At 45.3% G+C, this 16,157-nt stretch carries 14 protein-coding genes; 5 read left to right on the top strand and 9 right to left on the bottom strand.

From position 1 onward, the window contains the following. Window positions 1–46: 46 nt before the first annotated feature. Both bshB1 and F0364_RS26090 read right to left on the bottom strand, forming a co-directional pair. Window positions 47–775, bottom strand: coding sequence for a bacillithiol biosynthesis deacetylase BshB1 (gene bshB1 / locus F0364_RS26095; RefSeq protein WP_153800762.1), 729 nt, complete (start codon window positions 773–775; stop codon window positions 47–49). Between the two features lie 132 nt (window positions 776–907). Further along, a complete protein-coding gene (locus tag F0364_RS26090; RefSeq protein WP_153800761.1) occupies window positions 908–1,546 on the bottom strand; it encodes a DUF4294 domain-containing protein in 639 nt (212 codons plus the stop codon). A gap of 38 nt (window positions 1,547–1,584) precedes the next feature. Between F0364_RS26090 and F0364_RS26085 the strand changes: the two genes are divergently transcribed. Both F0364_RS26085 and F0364_RS26080 read left to right on the top strand, forming a co-directional pair. Next, window positions 1,585–1,818, top strand: coding sequence for a hypothetical protein (locus tag F0364_RS26085; protein WP_153800760.1), 234 nt, complete (start codon window positions 1,585–1,587; stop codon window positions 1,816–1,818). Then, a complete protein-coding gene (locus tag F0364_RS26080; RefSeq protein ID WP_153800759.1) occupies window positions 1,815–2,054 on the top strand; it encodes a hypothetical protein in 240 nt (79 codons plus the stop codon). Before F0364_RS26085 ends, F0364_RS26080 begins: the two co-directional genes overlap by 4 nt. Window positions 2,055–2,341: 287 nt before the next feature. Here the strand turns inward: F0364_RS26080 and F0364_RS26075 are convergent, their stop codons facing one another. Both F0364_RS26075 and F0364_RS26070 read right to left on the bottom strand, forming a co-directional pair. Then, window positions 2,342–4,600 (bottom strand): PKD domain-containing protein, encoded by a 2,259-nt coding sequence (locus F0364_RS26075; protein ID WP_235921298.1) that lies wholly within the window; start codon window positions 4,598–4,600, stop codon window positions 2,342–2,344. Window positions 4,601–5,279: 679 nt separating this feature from the next. After that, window positions 5,280–6,980: a GMC family oxidoreductase N-terminal domain-containing protein gene (locus tag F0364_RS26070; RefSeq protein ID WP_153800757.1), complete on the bottom strand. Its 1,701-nt coding sequence runs from the start codon at window positions 6,978–6,980 to the stop codon at window positions 5,280–5,282. Window positions 6,981–7,472: 492 nt separating this feature from the next. Between F0364_RS26070 and F0364_RS26065 the strand changes: the two genes are divergently transcribed. Together F0364_RS26065 and F0364_RS26060 are read left to right on the top strand one after the other, a co-directional pair. Then, a complete protein-coding gene (locus tag F0364_RS26065; RefSeq protein ID WP_153800756.1) occupies window positions 7,473–8,543 on the top strand; it encodes a DUF2652 domain-containing protein in 1,071 nt (356 codons plus the stop codon). Window positions 8,544–8,748: 205 nt separating this feature from the next. Further along, window positions 8,749–11,154 (top strand): 3-hydroxyacyl-CoA dehydrogenase/enoyl-CoA hydratase family protein, encoded by a 2,406-nt coding sequence (locus tag F0364_RS26060; protein ID WP_153800755.1) that lies wholly within the window; start codon window positions 8,749–8,751, stop codon window positions 11,152–11,154. Between the two features lie 81 nt (window positions 11,155–11,235). On the opposite strand, the gene F0364_RS26055 is transcribed toward F0364_RS26060, so the two are convergent. The 4 genes from F0364_RS26055 to F0364_RS26040 form a co-directional block, all read right to left on the bottom strand. After that, a complete protein-coding gene (locus F0364_RS26055) occupies window positions 11,236–11,487 on the bottom strand; it encodes a hypothetical protein (protein ID WP_153800754.1) in 252 nt (83 codons plus the stop codon). A gap of 334 nt (window positions 11,488–11,821) precedes the next feature. Continuing rightward, the gene (locus F0364_RS26050; protein ID WP_153800753.1) at window positions 11,822–13,093 is read right to left on the bottom strand and encodes an alpha-amylase family glycosyl hydrolase; all 1,272 of its coding nucleotides are present in this window, start codon (window positions 13,091–13,093) and stop codon (window positions 11,822–11,824) included. Window positions 13,094–13,429: 336 nt separating this feature from the next. After that, entirely contained in the window at window positions 13,430–14,074 is a 645-nt protein-coding gene (gene aat / locus F0364_RS26045; RefSeq protein WP_153800752.1) for a leucyl/phenylalanyl-tRNA--protein transferase, read from the bottom strand. 113 nt (window positions 14,075–14,187) lie between these two features. Beyond that, window positions 14,188–14,484: an ATP-dependent Clp protease adaptor ClpS gene (locus tag F0364_RS26040; protein ID WP_153800751.1), complete on the bottom strand. Its 297-nt coding sequence runs from the start codon at window positions 14,482–14,484 to the stop codon at window positions 14,188–14,190. A gap of 338 nt (window positions 14,485–14,822) precedes the next feature. Between F0364_RS26040 and F0364_RS26035 the strand changes: the two genes are divergently transcribed. Next, complete coding sequence (locus tag F0364_RS26035) at window positions 14,823–15,764, top strand: SPFH domain-containing protein (RefSeq protein WP_153800750.1); 942 nt, start codon at window positions 14,823–14,825, stop codon at window positions 15,762–15,764. Between the two features lie 26 nt (window positions 15,765–15,790). Here the strand turns inward: F0364_RS26035 and F0364_RS26030 are convergent, their stop codons facing one another. Next, a complete protein-coding gene (locus F0364_RS26030) occupies window positions 15,791–16,156 on the bottom strand; it encodes a response regulator (protein ID WP_153800749.1) in 366 nt (121 codons plus the stop codon). Window position 16,157: the final 1 nt, after the last annotated feature.

The raw sequence follows: 16,157 nt of genomic DNA, 5'->3' as shown, positions 1-16,157 counted from the left end.
TTAAATAAAAATAAGAAAACCAGCGATATACATGATTAATAAAACTTTAAGTTGTTTCCTGTATAAAGCTGTCGAACGTTCGTACGCCTATCATCTTCGTTGTAATATACCCTTCCGCGTACTTAACGCCTATTCTTTTTCCGAACATTAATGCCCGGGCTTTGATTACTTCAAGAAAGTCAGGGTTGGAAATATAAGTGGCCGGTTCGCTGGTATCGAGTGTGTTAAACTGTGTGCCATAGCAAAGAACCGCTTGTATTTTTTTATCCAGGTGGCTGGAAATATCGTACACAAAATCCGGCTTCAGGTAACGGTCCTGTATATAATGGAAAACGTACTTAGGCCGCCACTGTTCCTGTAAATTGCCCGCAAAGGTAGTCTCTATTTTCCGTAACCCGGAAAGAAATGCTGCGTCAGACACCAACTTGCTGCTCCGCCCATGATCCGGGTGCCGGTCTTCAGGCGCATTACAAAGCACTATTTCAGGCTTGTACTTACGTATAACAGCAATTACCTTTCTTATGTTCACTTCGTTGTTGGCAAAAAATCCGTCTGCCATCTCCAGGTTTTCCCTGCCATAAAGCCCCATCACTTCAGCCGCGGCGGCGGCCTCTACCTTGCGAATAGCCGCAGAGCCCCTGGTTCCCAGCTCTCCCTGGGTTAAATCAACCACTACCACTTTTTTTCCCTCCGCAACAGCCGCTATCAAAGTTCCTGCACAACCTAATTCCACGTCATCCGGGTGAACGCCAAATGCCAAAATATCTACCTTCATAAAATGTAAATTGGCTGCAAAAGTAGGCTCAAAAAATAATTGTTCAATGTTCAGTTGTTTAATGTTTGGCGCTTATACATATTGCTACGTCACTCATGTAAGCAGCTAAAATATTAACAATTAACATGGAGGTTACCTGGAAGTATAGCCATACATCCGCTCTACATCTTTTACTATCGTTTCCATATCGCGGTCTTTACCATTGGCTTCATAATTCTGGCGCAGGTTAGATCCAAAAACCAAAGCAATGGTTTGCCAGAATGCGGCATTGAAAGTGCCTTTGTATTCCTCAATTATTTCGTAACAGTTGTTGCCGGTTTCCCTGTAAATCAGCTTCATCAGTACTTTGCCCTGGTAAACGGATAACTGCTGCAGCTTATCAGCAAATTGTTTTTTCAGGTCTTTTTCCCTTGAGCGGATAATGGCTTTCCGCTTTTTCTTGTCTGTAACATTTACCAGTTGCGCATTAATTTCATTAATAGTGCGGGATGCCGCTTTTGCATAGGGATAGGTTACATATACGGCATTTCTAAGCCGGGTCCACTCCACATGGCGCTTTTTGTATTTGCCGTAAAGTTTTGTGTAAAGGTTAACAGGATCTAGCCAGGAGCATGGTATTGTATCCCCATTGGCTTCAACGCAGGCGCCCACCCTAATGGTATCATAAGGGCCGGTTCCGTTTTGAGCGGCTGAATCAAATGAAGACAACAGCACACAAAACACCACCGCTGTTAAATAAGAAATGATATTTTTAAAAGCCGTAAAGGGCATTGTGTAAATTTAGAAATATAACAAACATAAATACTCCGGTGAAAAAAAAGTGGCCTTTTCTATATGTTATTGTTTTGATAAAGATTTTCCCGGCATGTAAACAGCCGGTTAACATAGATGAGGAAATACTGCGGTATAACCAACGGCTTGATTCCGTTGCCGGCGCCCGTATTGACTCTGCCTATAAAAAAATAAAAGACGACTGCGATACCGCAAGGCTTTACAGGCTACCGGTGCTTATTGATTCACTTCTGAAAACAAGCGCCCCATGAATAAGATATACCTGGCATGCCTTTGCGTTTTGTTGTGTAACTGTACCCAAAAGCAGGATGCCATGCAACTTGAAACATTAAAGGGTAAAGCAAAACTTGAGGCGGAGCAAAAAGTAAACAGGGTTATTAAAGAGTTGCGTGAAGATTGTGACTCTACACTTTTAGAACTGGCAACGCAAAAAGCTGACTCAATTAGACGGGCCGGCCATAACAGGAAGAATCCCCGGCGGAAATAAATTTCCAGCCATTTAATTTAGATACCAGCGGCATACTTTCATGGCATCATCGTTGCGTCGCAATCCATTCATCGCCTGGTTTTTATGGCGACATTTAAGCGTAGGTTCTGAGCCACTGCAAGCACCAGCCAATAAAAAACAGCCAGGCTTTGCAGCGTGGCTGTTAAGTTCTTCAAAATTATATTGGAAATTCTTTGCGCTAAGTTCAGGAAACTATTTGTTGAAAAGCCAGGTGCAGCATATGGGCTTATCCCATTTCCACACCCGGCAATTCATCCATCTCAATACTAATTACCAAGTTTTAAGAATTTACCGGTTTGGCGTTTATCGCCTACTATGATTTCATAGTAATAAATACCCGGTGTAAGTTTCGACACATCTACCCTGCTTTGCAGGCTGCGGCTGCCCTTGGTGGCACCATTGTTAATAATGGCAGGCTTGCCGGAAATATCCAATATTCTTACAGTTACTTTTCCTTCAGTTTCGTCATCCAGGTTAATGTTAATGAAATCCCTTGCCGGCACAGGCCAAACTTTTACAGAAGGCAAAGCAGTGACAGACTTTTCCACAGGCGCCGCTTCCACGGTTTCGATGGTTGCAGTGTTAGCACCGGATGCTGTTGTTACCCTTGCCGACGCTTTGTTTACTGTAAAAGTAAACTGCGTTGTACTTGTTACACCTTTATCATCTTTAACTGTTAACTGGAAGGTGCGTGTACCCTGTGACAGGTTGTAGATTTTAAACGTTGACCCATAAGGATAACCATAGGCATAGCCGCCGGAACCTTTCACAAACTTCCAGGCGTAAGACTTTATATTTCCTATGCTGGATGTACCGCTCAATGTAAGAGAGTTGGTTGGCAATGTAATGGATGATACACCTGTAATAACCGCGGTTGTGGTGCTGGTTGTATTGTTAACAACCACAGTGGTTGTAGCTGTACCGGTAGCCCCATCATCATCTGTTACTGTTAGCTTAAAGGCGTAAGTGCCTGCTGCCAGGTTAGAGGCTGTAGCCTTAGAAGTGGCGGCATTGGCTAAGGCATATCCTGCAGGGCCGGATGTACATGTCCAACCGTAGGTCTTTATTGAACCATCATTGTCTTTAGAAGCGGTACCATCCAATGTAACGGAATTGCTGGGCAATGTTAAGCTGCTGGCAGACGGTGTAGCGGCAGCTATAGGTGCTGCATTGGTGGCAGAGTTAACTACCACGCTTACAGTTGCAGTTGCTGTAGCGCTTTTATCATCTGTAACCGTTAATTTAAAAGAGTATGTACCAGCCGAAAGATTGGAAGCCGTTGCTTTTGACGTAGCGGCATTGGTTAAGCTGTAACCAGCCGGGCCGGATACATAGCTCCAGGCATAGGTTTTAATGCTGCCATCGCTGTCTGTTGAACCGCTGCCATCCAGCGTTACTGAATTAGTGGGTAACGTAATAGTACTTGCTGAAGCCTTGGCAGATACTACGGGTGCCTTATTTGCAGCGGCATTTACAACCACGCTTACCGTGGCTGTAGCTGTTGTTCCCTTATCATCCGTTACTGTTAGCTTAAATGAATAAGTGCCCGCTGACAGGTTGGAAGCTGTGGCTTTTGAAGTAGCAGCATTGGTTAAGCTGTAGCCAGCCGGGCCGGATACATAGCTCCATGCATAGCTTTTAATGCTGCCGTCGCTGTCTGTTGAGCCACTGCCATCCAGCGTTACTGAATTAGTGGGCAGCGTAATAGTACTTGCTGAAGCCTTGGCGGAGGCTACAGGTGCTTTATTGGTTGTGGTTGTGGTGCCTCTTGTATACTGCAGCATCCATTCATACACATTCAGCCCCCCATACTTCCAGGTGGGATCGTAAGTGGCAGACCATGCATCATGACCGGAAACCTCAAAAATATTAAGTTTTGACTTTGGGCTTATAGCAGTTGCATTAAGCTTATTGTACCATGCAATGCTTGTAGTATTGATATTAACGGTAGGGTCATTCCTATTATGGGTTATCATAACAGGCAGGTTTGAAGCTGCTACCTTGGCCGCATAATTATCGCCTGCCGGCAGGTTACCGCAAACCACCAGCATAGCTGCCAGTTTCTTGCCATTATTAGCATCCATAGAAGGATAAAACCACGCAGTACCGCCACCATGGCTTAAACCGGTAAGGTAAATCCTGGAAGCATCAACCCTGTACTTTGTTTTACAATAATTAATCAGGTTGTTGATAGCCGTTGTAGTTCTGGTGGTGTTGGTAAACTGGGGTGATATTACAATGAAAGAATGTGTTGCTCCGTTAACGGTAAAAGACTTTGGAAATGTGCCGTTGTTGATCAACTTAGGAGGCCCGTTTTTCAACACCTTCTGAAGGTCTGTTGTGGAGCCGGAACCTATTTCTCCTATTCCATGAAAAAACAGCAAAAGAGGGTAGTTTTTTGTAGTTGTTTTATAGTCTGCGGGAAGGTATTCCCAATAGCCCTTAATATTATCGGCTACGCTGGCGGTAACGGCTGTGTGTGTTTGGCCAAACACACTATCGGCCGATAAAAATAACACGATCATCAAAGACAAAAGCTTTGAGGCAGGCGCAATAAATGGCCTGATCACAGAATGATTAAGATTTTTCATTGGACTAACGAGGATGAAAGATTAAAAATGGGGTTACACTGTTAACGCAATAGATAAGTTTTTAATGATTCACTTGTTAGTAACGGAGGTGGAGAATACTGTAAACGGTACCGCATATTTGTAGCAGTACACTTTTGGAGTGTAGAATATTTTACCATAATCGGGGGTTTTGCTGAGATAAGAGAAAAACGTGCCAAACTGTTAAAAATCAGGAGGAAAAATGAAAGATTTCAATTTATTAAACGAGTTACACTTCAATAACTCACAAATCGGAATACCTTCTGTAGTATAATGATTTTATGTATGTGTTGCCAGGCAGCATTGGTTAGACCCACACCATACCCTTGAATAAATGTCGGCATACAAAGCTGTATAGTACAGCATCAGAGGCACTATTGAGTTGCAGCCTACACATAAATCATTCTTCACAATATAAAGCCGGCCTGGATATCTACCCGGGGCTGAAAAGCTGCCCAATGAACCGAACGATGAACGTAGTGCGACGCAACAGGTGATGCCATGAAATACTACTGCCGGTCACCAAAAAATAGATTGCTATCTCCCGGGTATAAAAGCTACAGCTTGCCAATCTTTCATCCAGCCGGACCGCTGCTTAAATATTCCCCTTCTTTAACTCCCCTACCGCGTAATCACAAGCCCTTGCCGTTAGGGCCATGTAAGTAAGGCTGGGGTTAAGGCAGGCGCCGCTGGTCATACAACTGCCATCGGTAATAAAAACATTGGGCACTTCGTGCATTTGGTTGTGGGCATTAAGTACGCTGGTGGCTGCATCATGGCCCATGCGTGCAATACCCATTTCATGATTAGCGTTGCCGGGGTAGCTCATGCTTCCGTTTACTTTTATGTTGGTATAACCCGCGGCAGTTAGCATTTCTTTGGCGCTGGTAATCATATCCTGGTGCATGCTCTTTTCATTGTCGCGAAAGCTGCAATCCATTACCAGTTGCGGGCGGCCAAAGGCATCTTTTTTATTAGGATGTAGCGTAACCAGGTTATCGCTATAAGGCAGGCATTCGCCAAAAGCGTACAGGTTTACGTGCCAGGCGCCGGGCTCTGTCATTGCCTCCTTAAGGTTGGCGCCAATGCCCATATCTCCGGGTGCATGGCCACGGTATGCCACACCGCCAAAGTGATAGCCACGGAGGAAATCATGCGTTTTGCCTGTTACATTCTGAAACCGGGGAATGTAAATATTGGTGGGTCTACGGCCATAATAATAGCTGTCTTCAAAACCGGCAACATCGGCAGTAATGCTAAGGCCTTTGTGGTGGTCCATCAGGTTACGGCCCACCTGGCCGCTGCCATTGCCCAGTCCACCAGGAAAACGCTTGCTTGTGCTGTTTAGCAGTATAAACGCCGTAGCCATGGTGGCCGCATTTAAAAATATAACACGGGCATAAAATTCCTTTGTTTGCCTGGTTTCTGTATCTATAATTTCTACGCCGGTGGCACGTTGGCTGTGTTCGTCATAGATTACTTTATTCACCAGTGCATTTGGCCTTAGGGTAAGGTTGCCGGTAGCATGCGCAGCGGGCAGTGTACTGGCATTGGTGCTAAAGTAAGCGCCGAAAGGGCAGCCGCGGTGGCACAAGTCCCGGGCCTGGCATTGGCTTCGGCCCTTTACCGGTTTAGTAAGGTTAGCGCTGCGGCCAATAATTACTTTTCTGTCTGTATAATGTTTTTCGATGCGTTGCTTAAAATCTTTCTCCACACAGTTCATTTCAAACGGTGGCTGAAACTGGCCATCGGGCAGGTGTGGTATGCCATCGTTGTTGCCGCTAACGCCTATATAGCGCTCCACGTAATCATACCAGGGCGCTATGTCTTTATAGCGTATGGGCCAGTCAATACCATAGCCATCTTTGGCATTGGCTTCAAAGTCAAGGTCGCTCCAGCGGTAGCATGCACGTGCCCACAACAGGGAGCGGCCACCTACGGTATCGCCGCGTATCCAGTCAAAGCGTTTGGCTTCTTCGTAGGGGTTCTCAAGATCGTTTATGTAAAAATGTTTGCTGTCTTCCTTAAATGAGTAGTGGCGGCTTTGTACGGGGTGGCTTTCTATATCGGCCTTGCTTAATTTCAGGTGGTGCGTAAACTCCCAGGGATTTTTGGTAGCTGTGGGATAATTGGGATGCTCCACGGGGCGGCCACGTTCCAGCAGCAGCACTTTCAGTCCTTTTTCGCAAAGTTCCTTGGCGGCCCACCCCCCGCTGATGCCCGATCCTACTACAATAGCGTCATACGTGTTTTGTGCTTTGGCTTTTGTGTTCAGGTTAGTACTGTCTATAGGCATGGTATTTCCCGGCTTGTGTTACAAATATTGGCAATTTAAGGCATCCGGGGCAATGGCAGGTGCTGTATTTGGTGGAAGGGGGTAACGAATTCATTTATATACAATTCTTTAAAACAGGCTGACTGTACTTTAATAACCAATATTTTTTTGGGGGTGTCCTCGTTCCTTGGGCCGGGCAGAACTGCGTTTGCAACCATCGTCAAAGCAACAGTTGGTTGCTTTTTCTCGTTTGTGCTCATACTCTGGCACAGATGCTGACACACAAACCCTCACCGGGGTATCCGCTTCAATCCCTCATCCCAAGATGAAACCTGCTGTTTTTTTGGAAACAGGTTGCGGTAAATAATTATTGTTATTGCCACCGCGATAGCTTCTTTAATGGCCTTGAGCATAACTATGCACAAAGTACATTCTCTGTTACTTCTCCGCAGCTAATCTCATCTTTGTTTCAGTCAATTTGTTAGTACCTTAGTCTTCTTATCCTTTCCTGCTATGCCTGAGACTAACGCCACCATTCTGATACCCGATATCAGCGGGTTTACTGAGTTTATGACCAGTACAGAACTAAGCCACGCTTCCCTCGCTATCAATATGCTGATAGAAGCTATACTAAAAGCCGTTGGCGACGAATACCATGTATCGGAAATTGAAGGCGATGCCGTATTGCTGATTAAAAAAGGGGCTGCTCCTTCTCAGCAGGAGATACTGGATACCTGCCTGGCCATATTTAATGCTTTTCATTTTCAACGGAGTTGGATGCAGGATTATACTGTATGCCCCTGTGGCGCCTGCCAGGCGCTGGTTAAGCTTTCTCTTAAGTTTGTAGCCCATCACGGGCCGCTGGCCGAAATAAAAGTGGGTGGCTTTGTTAAGCAATCAGGCAAAGAAATGATTGTTGCACACCGGCTGCTTAAAAATAGCATCAACAACGATGAATACCTGCTGGTAACAGAACAACTGCTGCAAAATGTTACAGGCGCAACAGCCCTGCCGGAAACAGGCTGGGCCACGGCTTCGGAGGAATATGCTTCAATAGGCAAAGTAGATTACCGTTTTATGCTGCTGAATGAGAAAAGAAAACAAGCGCCCCTCCCGCCCAAACCAGCCACTGATTATTATACAGACGACACGCCTTACCTGGAACTGGATATAGCCGCCGACTTTTTTACGGTGTATATGACTGTGATGAACATTCCTGGTCGTGCCGCATGGGCGCCGGGCCTTCAAAAAGTGGAGCAGGATATGCCTGCTGTGGTAATTGGCAGCATCCATCACTGCCAGTTTGATGACTACCATACTGTAGTATCCCCGCTGCGCATGCTGATGACCGATGACAGCATCACTTTTGCAGAAAGCTGCCATATAAAAGAACTTAATTTGCACCTGGTACACGAATTCATCTGCAAAAAGCTGGATGAAAATACCTGTAGGTTGGTCTGCCGCTGTATGAATGCCGGCAACGAAACTTTATCCCCTGGTACACAGGCCATGCTTTGGGACAAGCTGAACCAAATGGCCCTGCAATTAAAAGACTATTGTGAAAAACCTGCAACCGTAGCTTAATCGGGCATACATAATTACGAATACCTGTAACGCCAACTGCGCCTCAAAACATGCTTGCCCAGCGGCCCGTATTAATATTATTTTCCAAATTGCAGGCAATCATTAAAAATATTACCTTCGGCTAAATTAGTTGCATAACTAACTAATTTTATAATGGAAGGTGTTTTGCAACAATCCATTCGTCCTACAGATCAAAGCTTATTATATGAAACGTACGATTAAGAAAGTCGCTGTGCTGGGCAGCGGTGTAATGGGTCCCCGGATTGCCTGCCATTTTGCAGGCATTGGAGTACAGGTTTTATTGCTGGATATTGTACCCAAAGACACACCCGCCGATGCGCCTGCCTCCACAAAAAACAAAATTGTAAACGATGCCCTTGCAGCGGCTATAAAAAGCAGCCCCTCCCCTGTTTATCACAAGGATGTAATTAAGAAAATAACCACCGGCAACTTTACCGACAATATGAAAGATATTGGTAGCTGCGACTGGATAATAGAAGTGGTGGTTGAGCGACTGGACATCAAGCAGCAGGTCTACGAAACAGTTGAACAATACCGCAAGCCAGGCACTTTAATTACCTCCAACACATCAGGCATACCCATTAATATGCTGGCGCAGGGCCGTAGCGAAGATTTCAGGAAACATTTTTGCGGCACCCATTTTTTCAATCCCCCACGCTACCTGCGGTTGCTGGAAATTATTCCCACTGTTGATACGGATACCGCTGTAGTTGACTTCCTGCTGCACTACGGCGATGTTTTCCTGGGTAAAACAACCGTACTGGCAAAAGACACGCCGGCCTTTATTGCTAACCGTATCGGCGTATTTGGTATTATGGCCATTTTTAACAGCATGGAAAAACTGGGCCTTAGTATTGATGAAGTTGACGCATTAACAGGCCCGGTTATCGGCAGGCCGAAGTCGGCAACATTCAGAACTGCTGATGTGGTAGGCATTGACACGCTTGTTAAAGTTGCCAGGGGAGTTGCAGATAACTGTCCGCAGGATGAAGCCAAAGAAATATTTACCATACCGGCGTGGCTGGATAAAATTGTGGAGAAAAAATGGCTGGGCGACAAAACCGGACAAGGCTTTTTTAAAAAAATAAAACTGCCGCTTGCACAAGGCAGCCCGGAAGAACAAAAGAAAGACAAGGAAATACAGGTGCTTGACCTGAAAATTCTGGAATACACAGCCAGAAGTAAACCCAGGTTTGCCACGCTGGAAACAGCCAAACCCATAGATGATTTAAAAACAAGGCTTAAAGCCCTGGTGGCAGGCACTGATAAAGCTGGCGAATTTTACAGGCATTTTCACTATGCGCTTTTCTCTTATATTTCTCACCGTGTACCAGAAATAAGTGATGAACTGTACCGCGTTGACGATGCCATGATGGCTGGCTTTGGCTGGGAAATAGGCGCCTTTGAAAGCTGGGATGTGCTGGGTGTTGAAAACACGTACAAGAAGATGCTTGACTCTGGTTACAAGGTTGCCGGCTGGATAAAAGAAATGCTTGATGCGGGCAACAGCTCTTTTTACAAAGTTGACAGCGAAAAGCGGCTATACTATGATGTGGCTTCCAAATCTTATAAAGCAATTCCCGGGGCAGATTCTTTTATTATACTGGACAACTACAAAGAAAAAATTATATGGAAAAACAGCAATGCCGCCCTGTACGATATTGGCGATGATGTAGTGGCCCTGCAGTGGAACACCAAGATGAACAGTATTGGCAGCGAAGTGCTGGAGGCGGTAAACAGAAGCATCGGTATTGCCGAAGAAAAGTTTAAGGGTCTGGTTATAGCCAATGATGGCGCCAATTTCAGCGCAGGCGCTAACGTGGGCATGATATTCATGTTTGCGGTAGAGCAGGAGTACGACGAACTTGATGTAGCCATTCGTTATTTCCAGAATACCATGATGCGGGTGCGCTACTCATCCGTTCCGGTAGTGGTAGCGCCGCATGGCCTGGCGCTTGGTGGTGGCTGCGAAATGGGCCTGCATGCCGACAAAATATTTGCCGCGGCGGAAACTTATATCGGCCTTGTGGAACTCGGCCTGGGCGTGATACCCGGCGGTGGTGGCACTAAAGAATTTGTATTGCGGGCCGCTGACGAAATGCACGAAGATGAGCCAGATACCATTACCTTAAAAAACCGATTTCTAACTATCGCCACCGCTAAAGTAGCCACCTCAGCCTTTGAAGCTTACGATCTGGGCATTTTGCGTAAAGGCCACGATGAAGTAGTAATCAACCAGGGCCGCCGCATTGCCGAAGCCAAAAATGCGGTGCTGGACATATTCAACCAGGGGTATGTGCAACCTGTACAGCGTACCGATATAAAAGTATTAGGCCGCTCTGCACTGGGCGCCTTATATGCAGGCATCAACAGTATGTGGCGGGCTAATTACGCTACAGACCATGATGCACTGGTAGCCCGTAAACTTGCGTATGTTATGTGTGGCGGCGATTTAAGTGAACCTACGCTGGTTAGCGAACAATACCTGCTTAACCTTGAAAGGGAAGCTTTTTTAAGTCTTTGTGGCGAAAGAAAAACGCTGGAAAGGATACAGGGAGTGCTTAAAACAGGCAGACCAGTAAGAAATTAAACTCAGCTAAATTCTAAATGGCGGGCAAAAACAGCCTGCCATTTTTTTGTTTATCACTGCCCGCCGCTTTTTTCGTTCGTATCAGGCGCTATAATTTTCTTTGTTTAAAAAGGGCAGATCCTGCGCTTCTATTAACATGCCCAACTGTGCGGCCTGGTCTGTTTCCCCCTTTCCCGGCTCAATCCAGTGCTGTACTCCATTCTCATCCGTATCCAACGCCAGGTGTTTATTACCCTCGGGCAGGTGCAGCACAAAAACCATATCGTGGTAATCACCTTTTACTTCTACTGTAACTGCCGTATTATTCCAGGGAATTTGAAATTTATTTTCCATGTCTGTAAGGTTGCAATCTGAATGCCAAAGGTCTGGCTATTCTATTAAATAAAAAAGCCCAAGAGTAAGAATACCCGGGCCGTTGCTAACCTATGAAAAACACCGGGGTAAAATTATTCAATCCTGCAATGGTGCAATAAAATCAAAGCTTAATAACAGCTTAAAACAGGTTTTAAAAATCACTATATTTTTAGGCTGTTTTTAAGATTACCCCAACTTGCATTTCATACAAACGTTTGCATGTCTTTCCTAACAACAAACATTTTATCTTGTACGCTTAACCTGTTTCAAACAGGGTACTTAAAGTGTTTCCTGTGCCTGTCTCCCACTTTTACTATTCTTTTTTTGTAATGTAGTACACAAGGTGTTCTCCAGGCTTTAAGCTATAATTGAATGTGCGTTTTATATCGCATGGCACATGGGTAAAAAGTTCTGTGTATTTACCGGTTAAAGCGGGGTGATCAATGGACCCCTCTGCCACTTCTCCGCTCGTATTAAGCACAACCAGTACTTTATCTGCCTGCCTGCGGCACAAGTAAGCCAATACTTTTTCATGAGTACTTTGCAATAATAAAACAGAAGCATTTTCCTGTAGTGCTTTATTGCTCTTTCGCAGGCTTAGCAGGGTTTTATAAAAATCATGCAGTTCCACTGGCCCCTCCCAGTCAATAGCATCTTTCTCAAAAAAAGCAAGCCGCTTATAGTTTGGTTTTTCCTGTCCGGAATAAATTAGCGGTATGCCGGGCCAGGTACAGGTAAACACCGCCTGGGCCTTAGCGGCAACACCATACTTCTCATACTCCGTGCCCCAATAGGTGTTTTCATCATGGTTACTGGTAAAGAGCAGCTTCCGGGCGCCGGCAGGGTATTGGGCATAATTCGTTATTACTGCTTTAACATCATCCAGTTTCGCTTCTCCTTTCATGTATTTCTCCAGCATACGCATCCATTCCCAAGAGTACGTTATATCAAACACTTCATGATAGGCTGGTATTTCACATTCTGCCAACCATAGCAGCGGCTTAATGGCATCGCATTCGCTTCTTGCTTCCAGCCAGAAATCTACGGGAACAGTCCGGGCCATATCGCAGCGAAAGCCATCAATGTCATATTCCCGTACCCAGAATTGCATAGCTTCAATCATGGCCTGCCGCAGTTCGGGCAGGTCATAATTCAGGTCAATCACATCCACCCAGCCATACAGGCCGGTAAAATTGCCGGCGTCATCTTTACGGTACCGATGGGCAAACTGTTTTGTCCACTGGTGGTCATATCCGGTATGGTTGGCTACCCAGTCAATCATTACTTTCATGCCAAGTAAATGTGCTGTTCGTATCAACTCTTTAAAATCGTCCGGCGTTCCATACAAAGGGTCTATGTCCACATAAGAGCTGGCGGCGTAGTAACTTCCGTAGGTGCCCTGCCGCTTCTCTACGCTAATGGGTGTAAGGGGCATCAGCCAAAGCACATCAATACCCATATCGTGCAGCCGGGGTATATGTTGTATAAAAGCCGTAAGGGTTCCTTCTTTGGTGTATTGCCGTACGTTAACTTCATAAATGTTGGTACCGTTTCCCCATGGCACAATCGGAAAAGCAATGCTCATACAAACAATTTTTAATCAACAGGTAAGGCAAGTATTATACCAGCGGATAATGTTAAGCTCCGCTTAACAGAAGTTATTTATGAACCCGGCGACAGTAACCGGCATCAGGCATCGTTGCGTCGCACTCTTGTACGCCACAGCTTTACGCGGCAACCAATCCGGCAGCCCGCAGCATTGTGGTGCACATCCGGCAATCCCATCTACTTTATCAATTTTTCGTGGCGATATAATTTATCAACATGCTTATTTTTATCCCCACACTATTGAACTATCTTCTATGGTAAAACCGTAACCAACCGTGGGGCTTTAAAAACAGTTGCAAGACTTGAAACAGGTTTAGATGTTATTCCTTAGTATTTCGCAAAACTCAGCTCTTGTAATCATTTTTGCGCCCAGGCTTTCCAAGTGGGGGGTATATACCTGGCAGTCTATAAGACATACCCCCTGCTGTTGAAGATTGTTGGCAAATTGTATAAATGCGTATTTACTGGCGTTGCTCACCCGGCTGAACATGCTTTCACCAAAAAATATGTTACCTAACCTTATACCATAAAGTCCACCCGCAAGTTCATTGTTCTGCCATGCCTCGGCGCTGAAAGCATAGCCATCTTTATGAAGGTTGGTATAGGCAATTTCAATATCATCGTTTATCCAGGTGCCGTCCTGCTCTCTGCGCCGGCTTGTGCGGCAGGCATGTATCACCTGCCCGAATGCTTCATTTATGCTGAAGCGGAATGCTTGCCGCTTTATTAATACCTGCATGCTTTTGCTTACCCGTATATCAGCGGGCAACAAAATAAACCGCGGGTTTGGGCACCACCAAAGCGGCACATCACCATCGTACCATGGAAAAATGCCCTTTCTGTACGCAGCCAGCAGCCTTTGCTGAGACAAATCTCCGCCAATGGCCAAAAGCCCGTCTTCCATTGCTTCTTCAACAGGAGGAAACCAGGTCGAACTATCTAAGGCATATAATGGCATGTAGCACCGGGTGTATAAATAGTGATTAGTAGTTATGCAACGGGAAAATACCGGTTTTCGCAGTGCGGATAAAAGTTTAACTGTGGTTTTGTAACAGGAGGCAGCCTTCAGGCTTATTTATTTACCGCCACTTCTATAGTAGCGCCGATGCCCCTTTCGGTAATGGCATCGCACATGGGCTTAAGGGTTTCGTAATCCCCTTGCTTTACAGCATATTTACCCTGAAAATGTATAATATAGGCGCATTGTTCTGCTTGTTCTTCGGAATGGCCGCAAACATCAACCAGTGTTTCAATCACCCATTCAAATGTATTCACCTCATCATTCCACACTACAAGGTTAAACGGTTCCACAGTTTCCGTTAAAACACCCACCATTTCGTCTTCATTAATCTTTGTTTGTGCACTCATGCTGCAAAGTTAATTACCACCTTGTAAAAATCTGCTATAAAAATCAAAACTCTTGGGCGGGGGGGTGGTGAATGGTGAATAGTGAATCGTGAATGGGGATATCCCTTCGTTATTCAACATTCCTTGTTCCTTGTTCAATATTCTCTACCTGGGTCTGAAAAGCTGCCCAATGAACCGAACGATGAACGTAATGCGACGCAACCGGGTCGCCACAGGGCGTTGCTGCCCGTCACCAAAAAATTTTCTAATACTCCTAAAATAATAGGCCGCCTGTTTTGAAGATTGACCGCTGATATTTGCGGCTTTATTCTATCTTACACAAAAAATCTACTCTTTCTATGGAACTGTTTCAATCTTACTGGTGGCTGCTGCTGATACTCTTCATCCTTTTCAGTGGGCTGGTAACCGTTAACCAGGGCACTATCGGCGTTATTACCATGTTTGGCAAATACCAGCGCATACTGCGGCCCGGCCTTAACTTTAAAATACCTGTTATTGAGCAAATTTATAAACGCGTAAGCATACAAAACAGGTCTGTGGAGCTTGAATTTCAGGCGGTAACGCAGGACCAGGCTAACGTATATTTTAAAAGCATGCTGTTGTATGCTGTTATGAACGCGGATGAGGAAACCGTTAAGAAAGTGGCTTTTAAATTCATTAATGACAAGGATTTAATGCAGGCGCTGGTAAGAACCATTGAAGGCAACATACGCTCTTTTGTAGCTACCAAAAAGCAGGCTGAAATATTGCTGCTGCGCCGTGAAATTGTAGAGAGTGTAAAAGCTGAAGTGGACCATGTGTTGGAAGACTGGGGCTACCACCTGCTTGACCTGCAGATTAATGATATTACGTTTGACAAACAGATTATGGAAAGTATGAGCAAGGTGGTGGCGAGCAACAACCTGAAAGCCGCAGCAGAGAATGAAGGACAGGCTTTGCTGATTACCAAAACAAAATCCGCAGAAGCGGAAGGCAATGCCATTAAGATTGCAGCGGAAGCAGAACGTGAAGCGGCAAGGCTAAGAGGCCAGGGGGTTGCACTGTTTAGGGAAGAAGTGGCAAGGGGTATGAGCCAGGCCGCCGAGCAAATGAAACAGGCTAACCTTGACACCAACGTCATTCTTTTCAGCATGTGGACGGAAGCCATAAAGAACTTTGCAGAAGCTGGTAAAGGCAATATTATTTTCCTGGATGGCAGCAGCGAGGGCATGCAACGTACGATGCAGCAGATATTATCCCTGCTTAAAATGACGGGTGATAAATCAATTGGCAACAACTGAGAACGAGTTGGGAAGAGATAAGCTGTTTACATTGCTGCCGCGGTGTATTTTTCAGCAAGGGCAATTACATCTTTTATATCAAAAGGTTTGGGAAGTATATCATCGGCGCCGCAGCCTGTAGCTATTTCCTGTATGTTGCGGTTTGCGGATATTAAAACCACCGGCCTTCTGGGCAGGGATGCATTGGTTTTTATCTTTTTACAGATTTCACTGCCGTCGCTCCCTGACATACTGATGTCCAGTAATATCAGATCGGGGACTTCTGTCAGCGTTTCCAAAGAGCGGCCATCGGGAGAAGTGATTACTTCGTACCCTTTATCATTGAGTATAATAGATATCAGCTCCAGTATGAAAGGATCATCATCTGCAACATATACTTTCTTTTTTGTCATG

This window comes from Foetidibacter luteolus (genome assembly GCF_009650435.1).
GTDB lineage: Bacteria > Bacteroidota > Bacteroidia > Chitinophagales > Chitinophagaceae > Foetidibacter > Foetidibacter luteolus.
The sequence above is the reverse complement of the archived record's forward strand: the minus strand, read 5'-3'. Positions and strand labels throughout refer to the sequence as shown.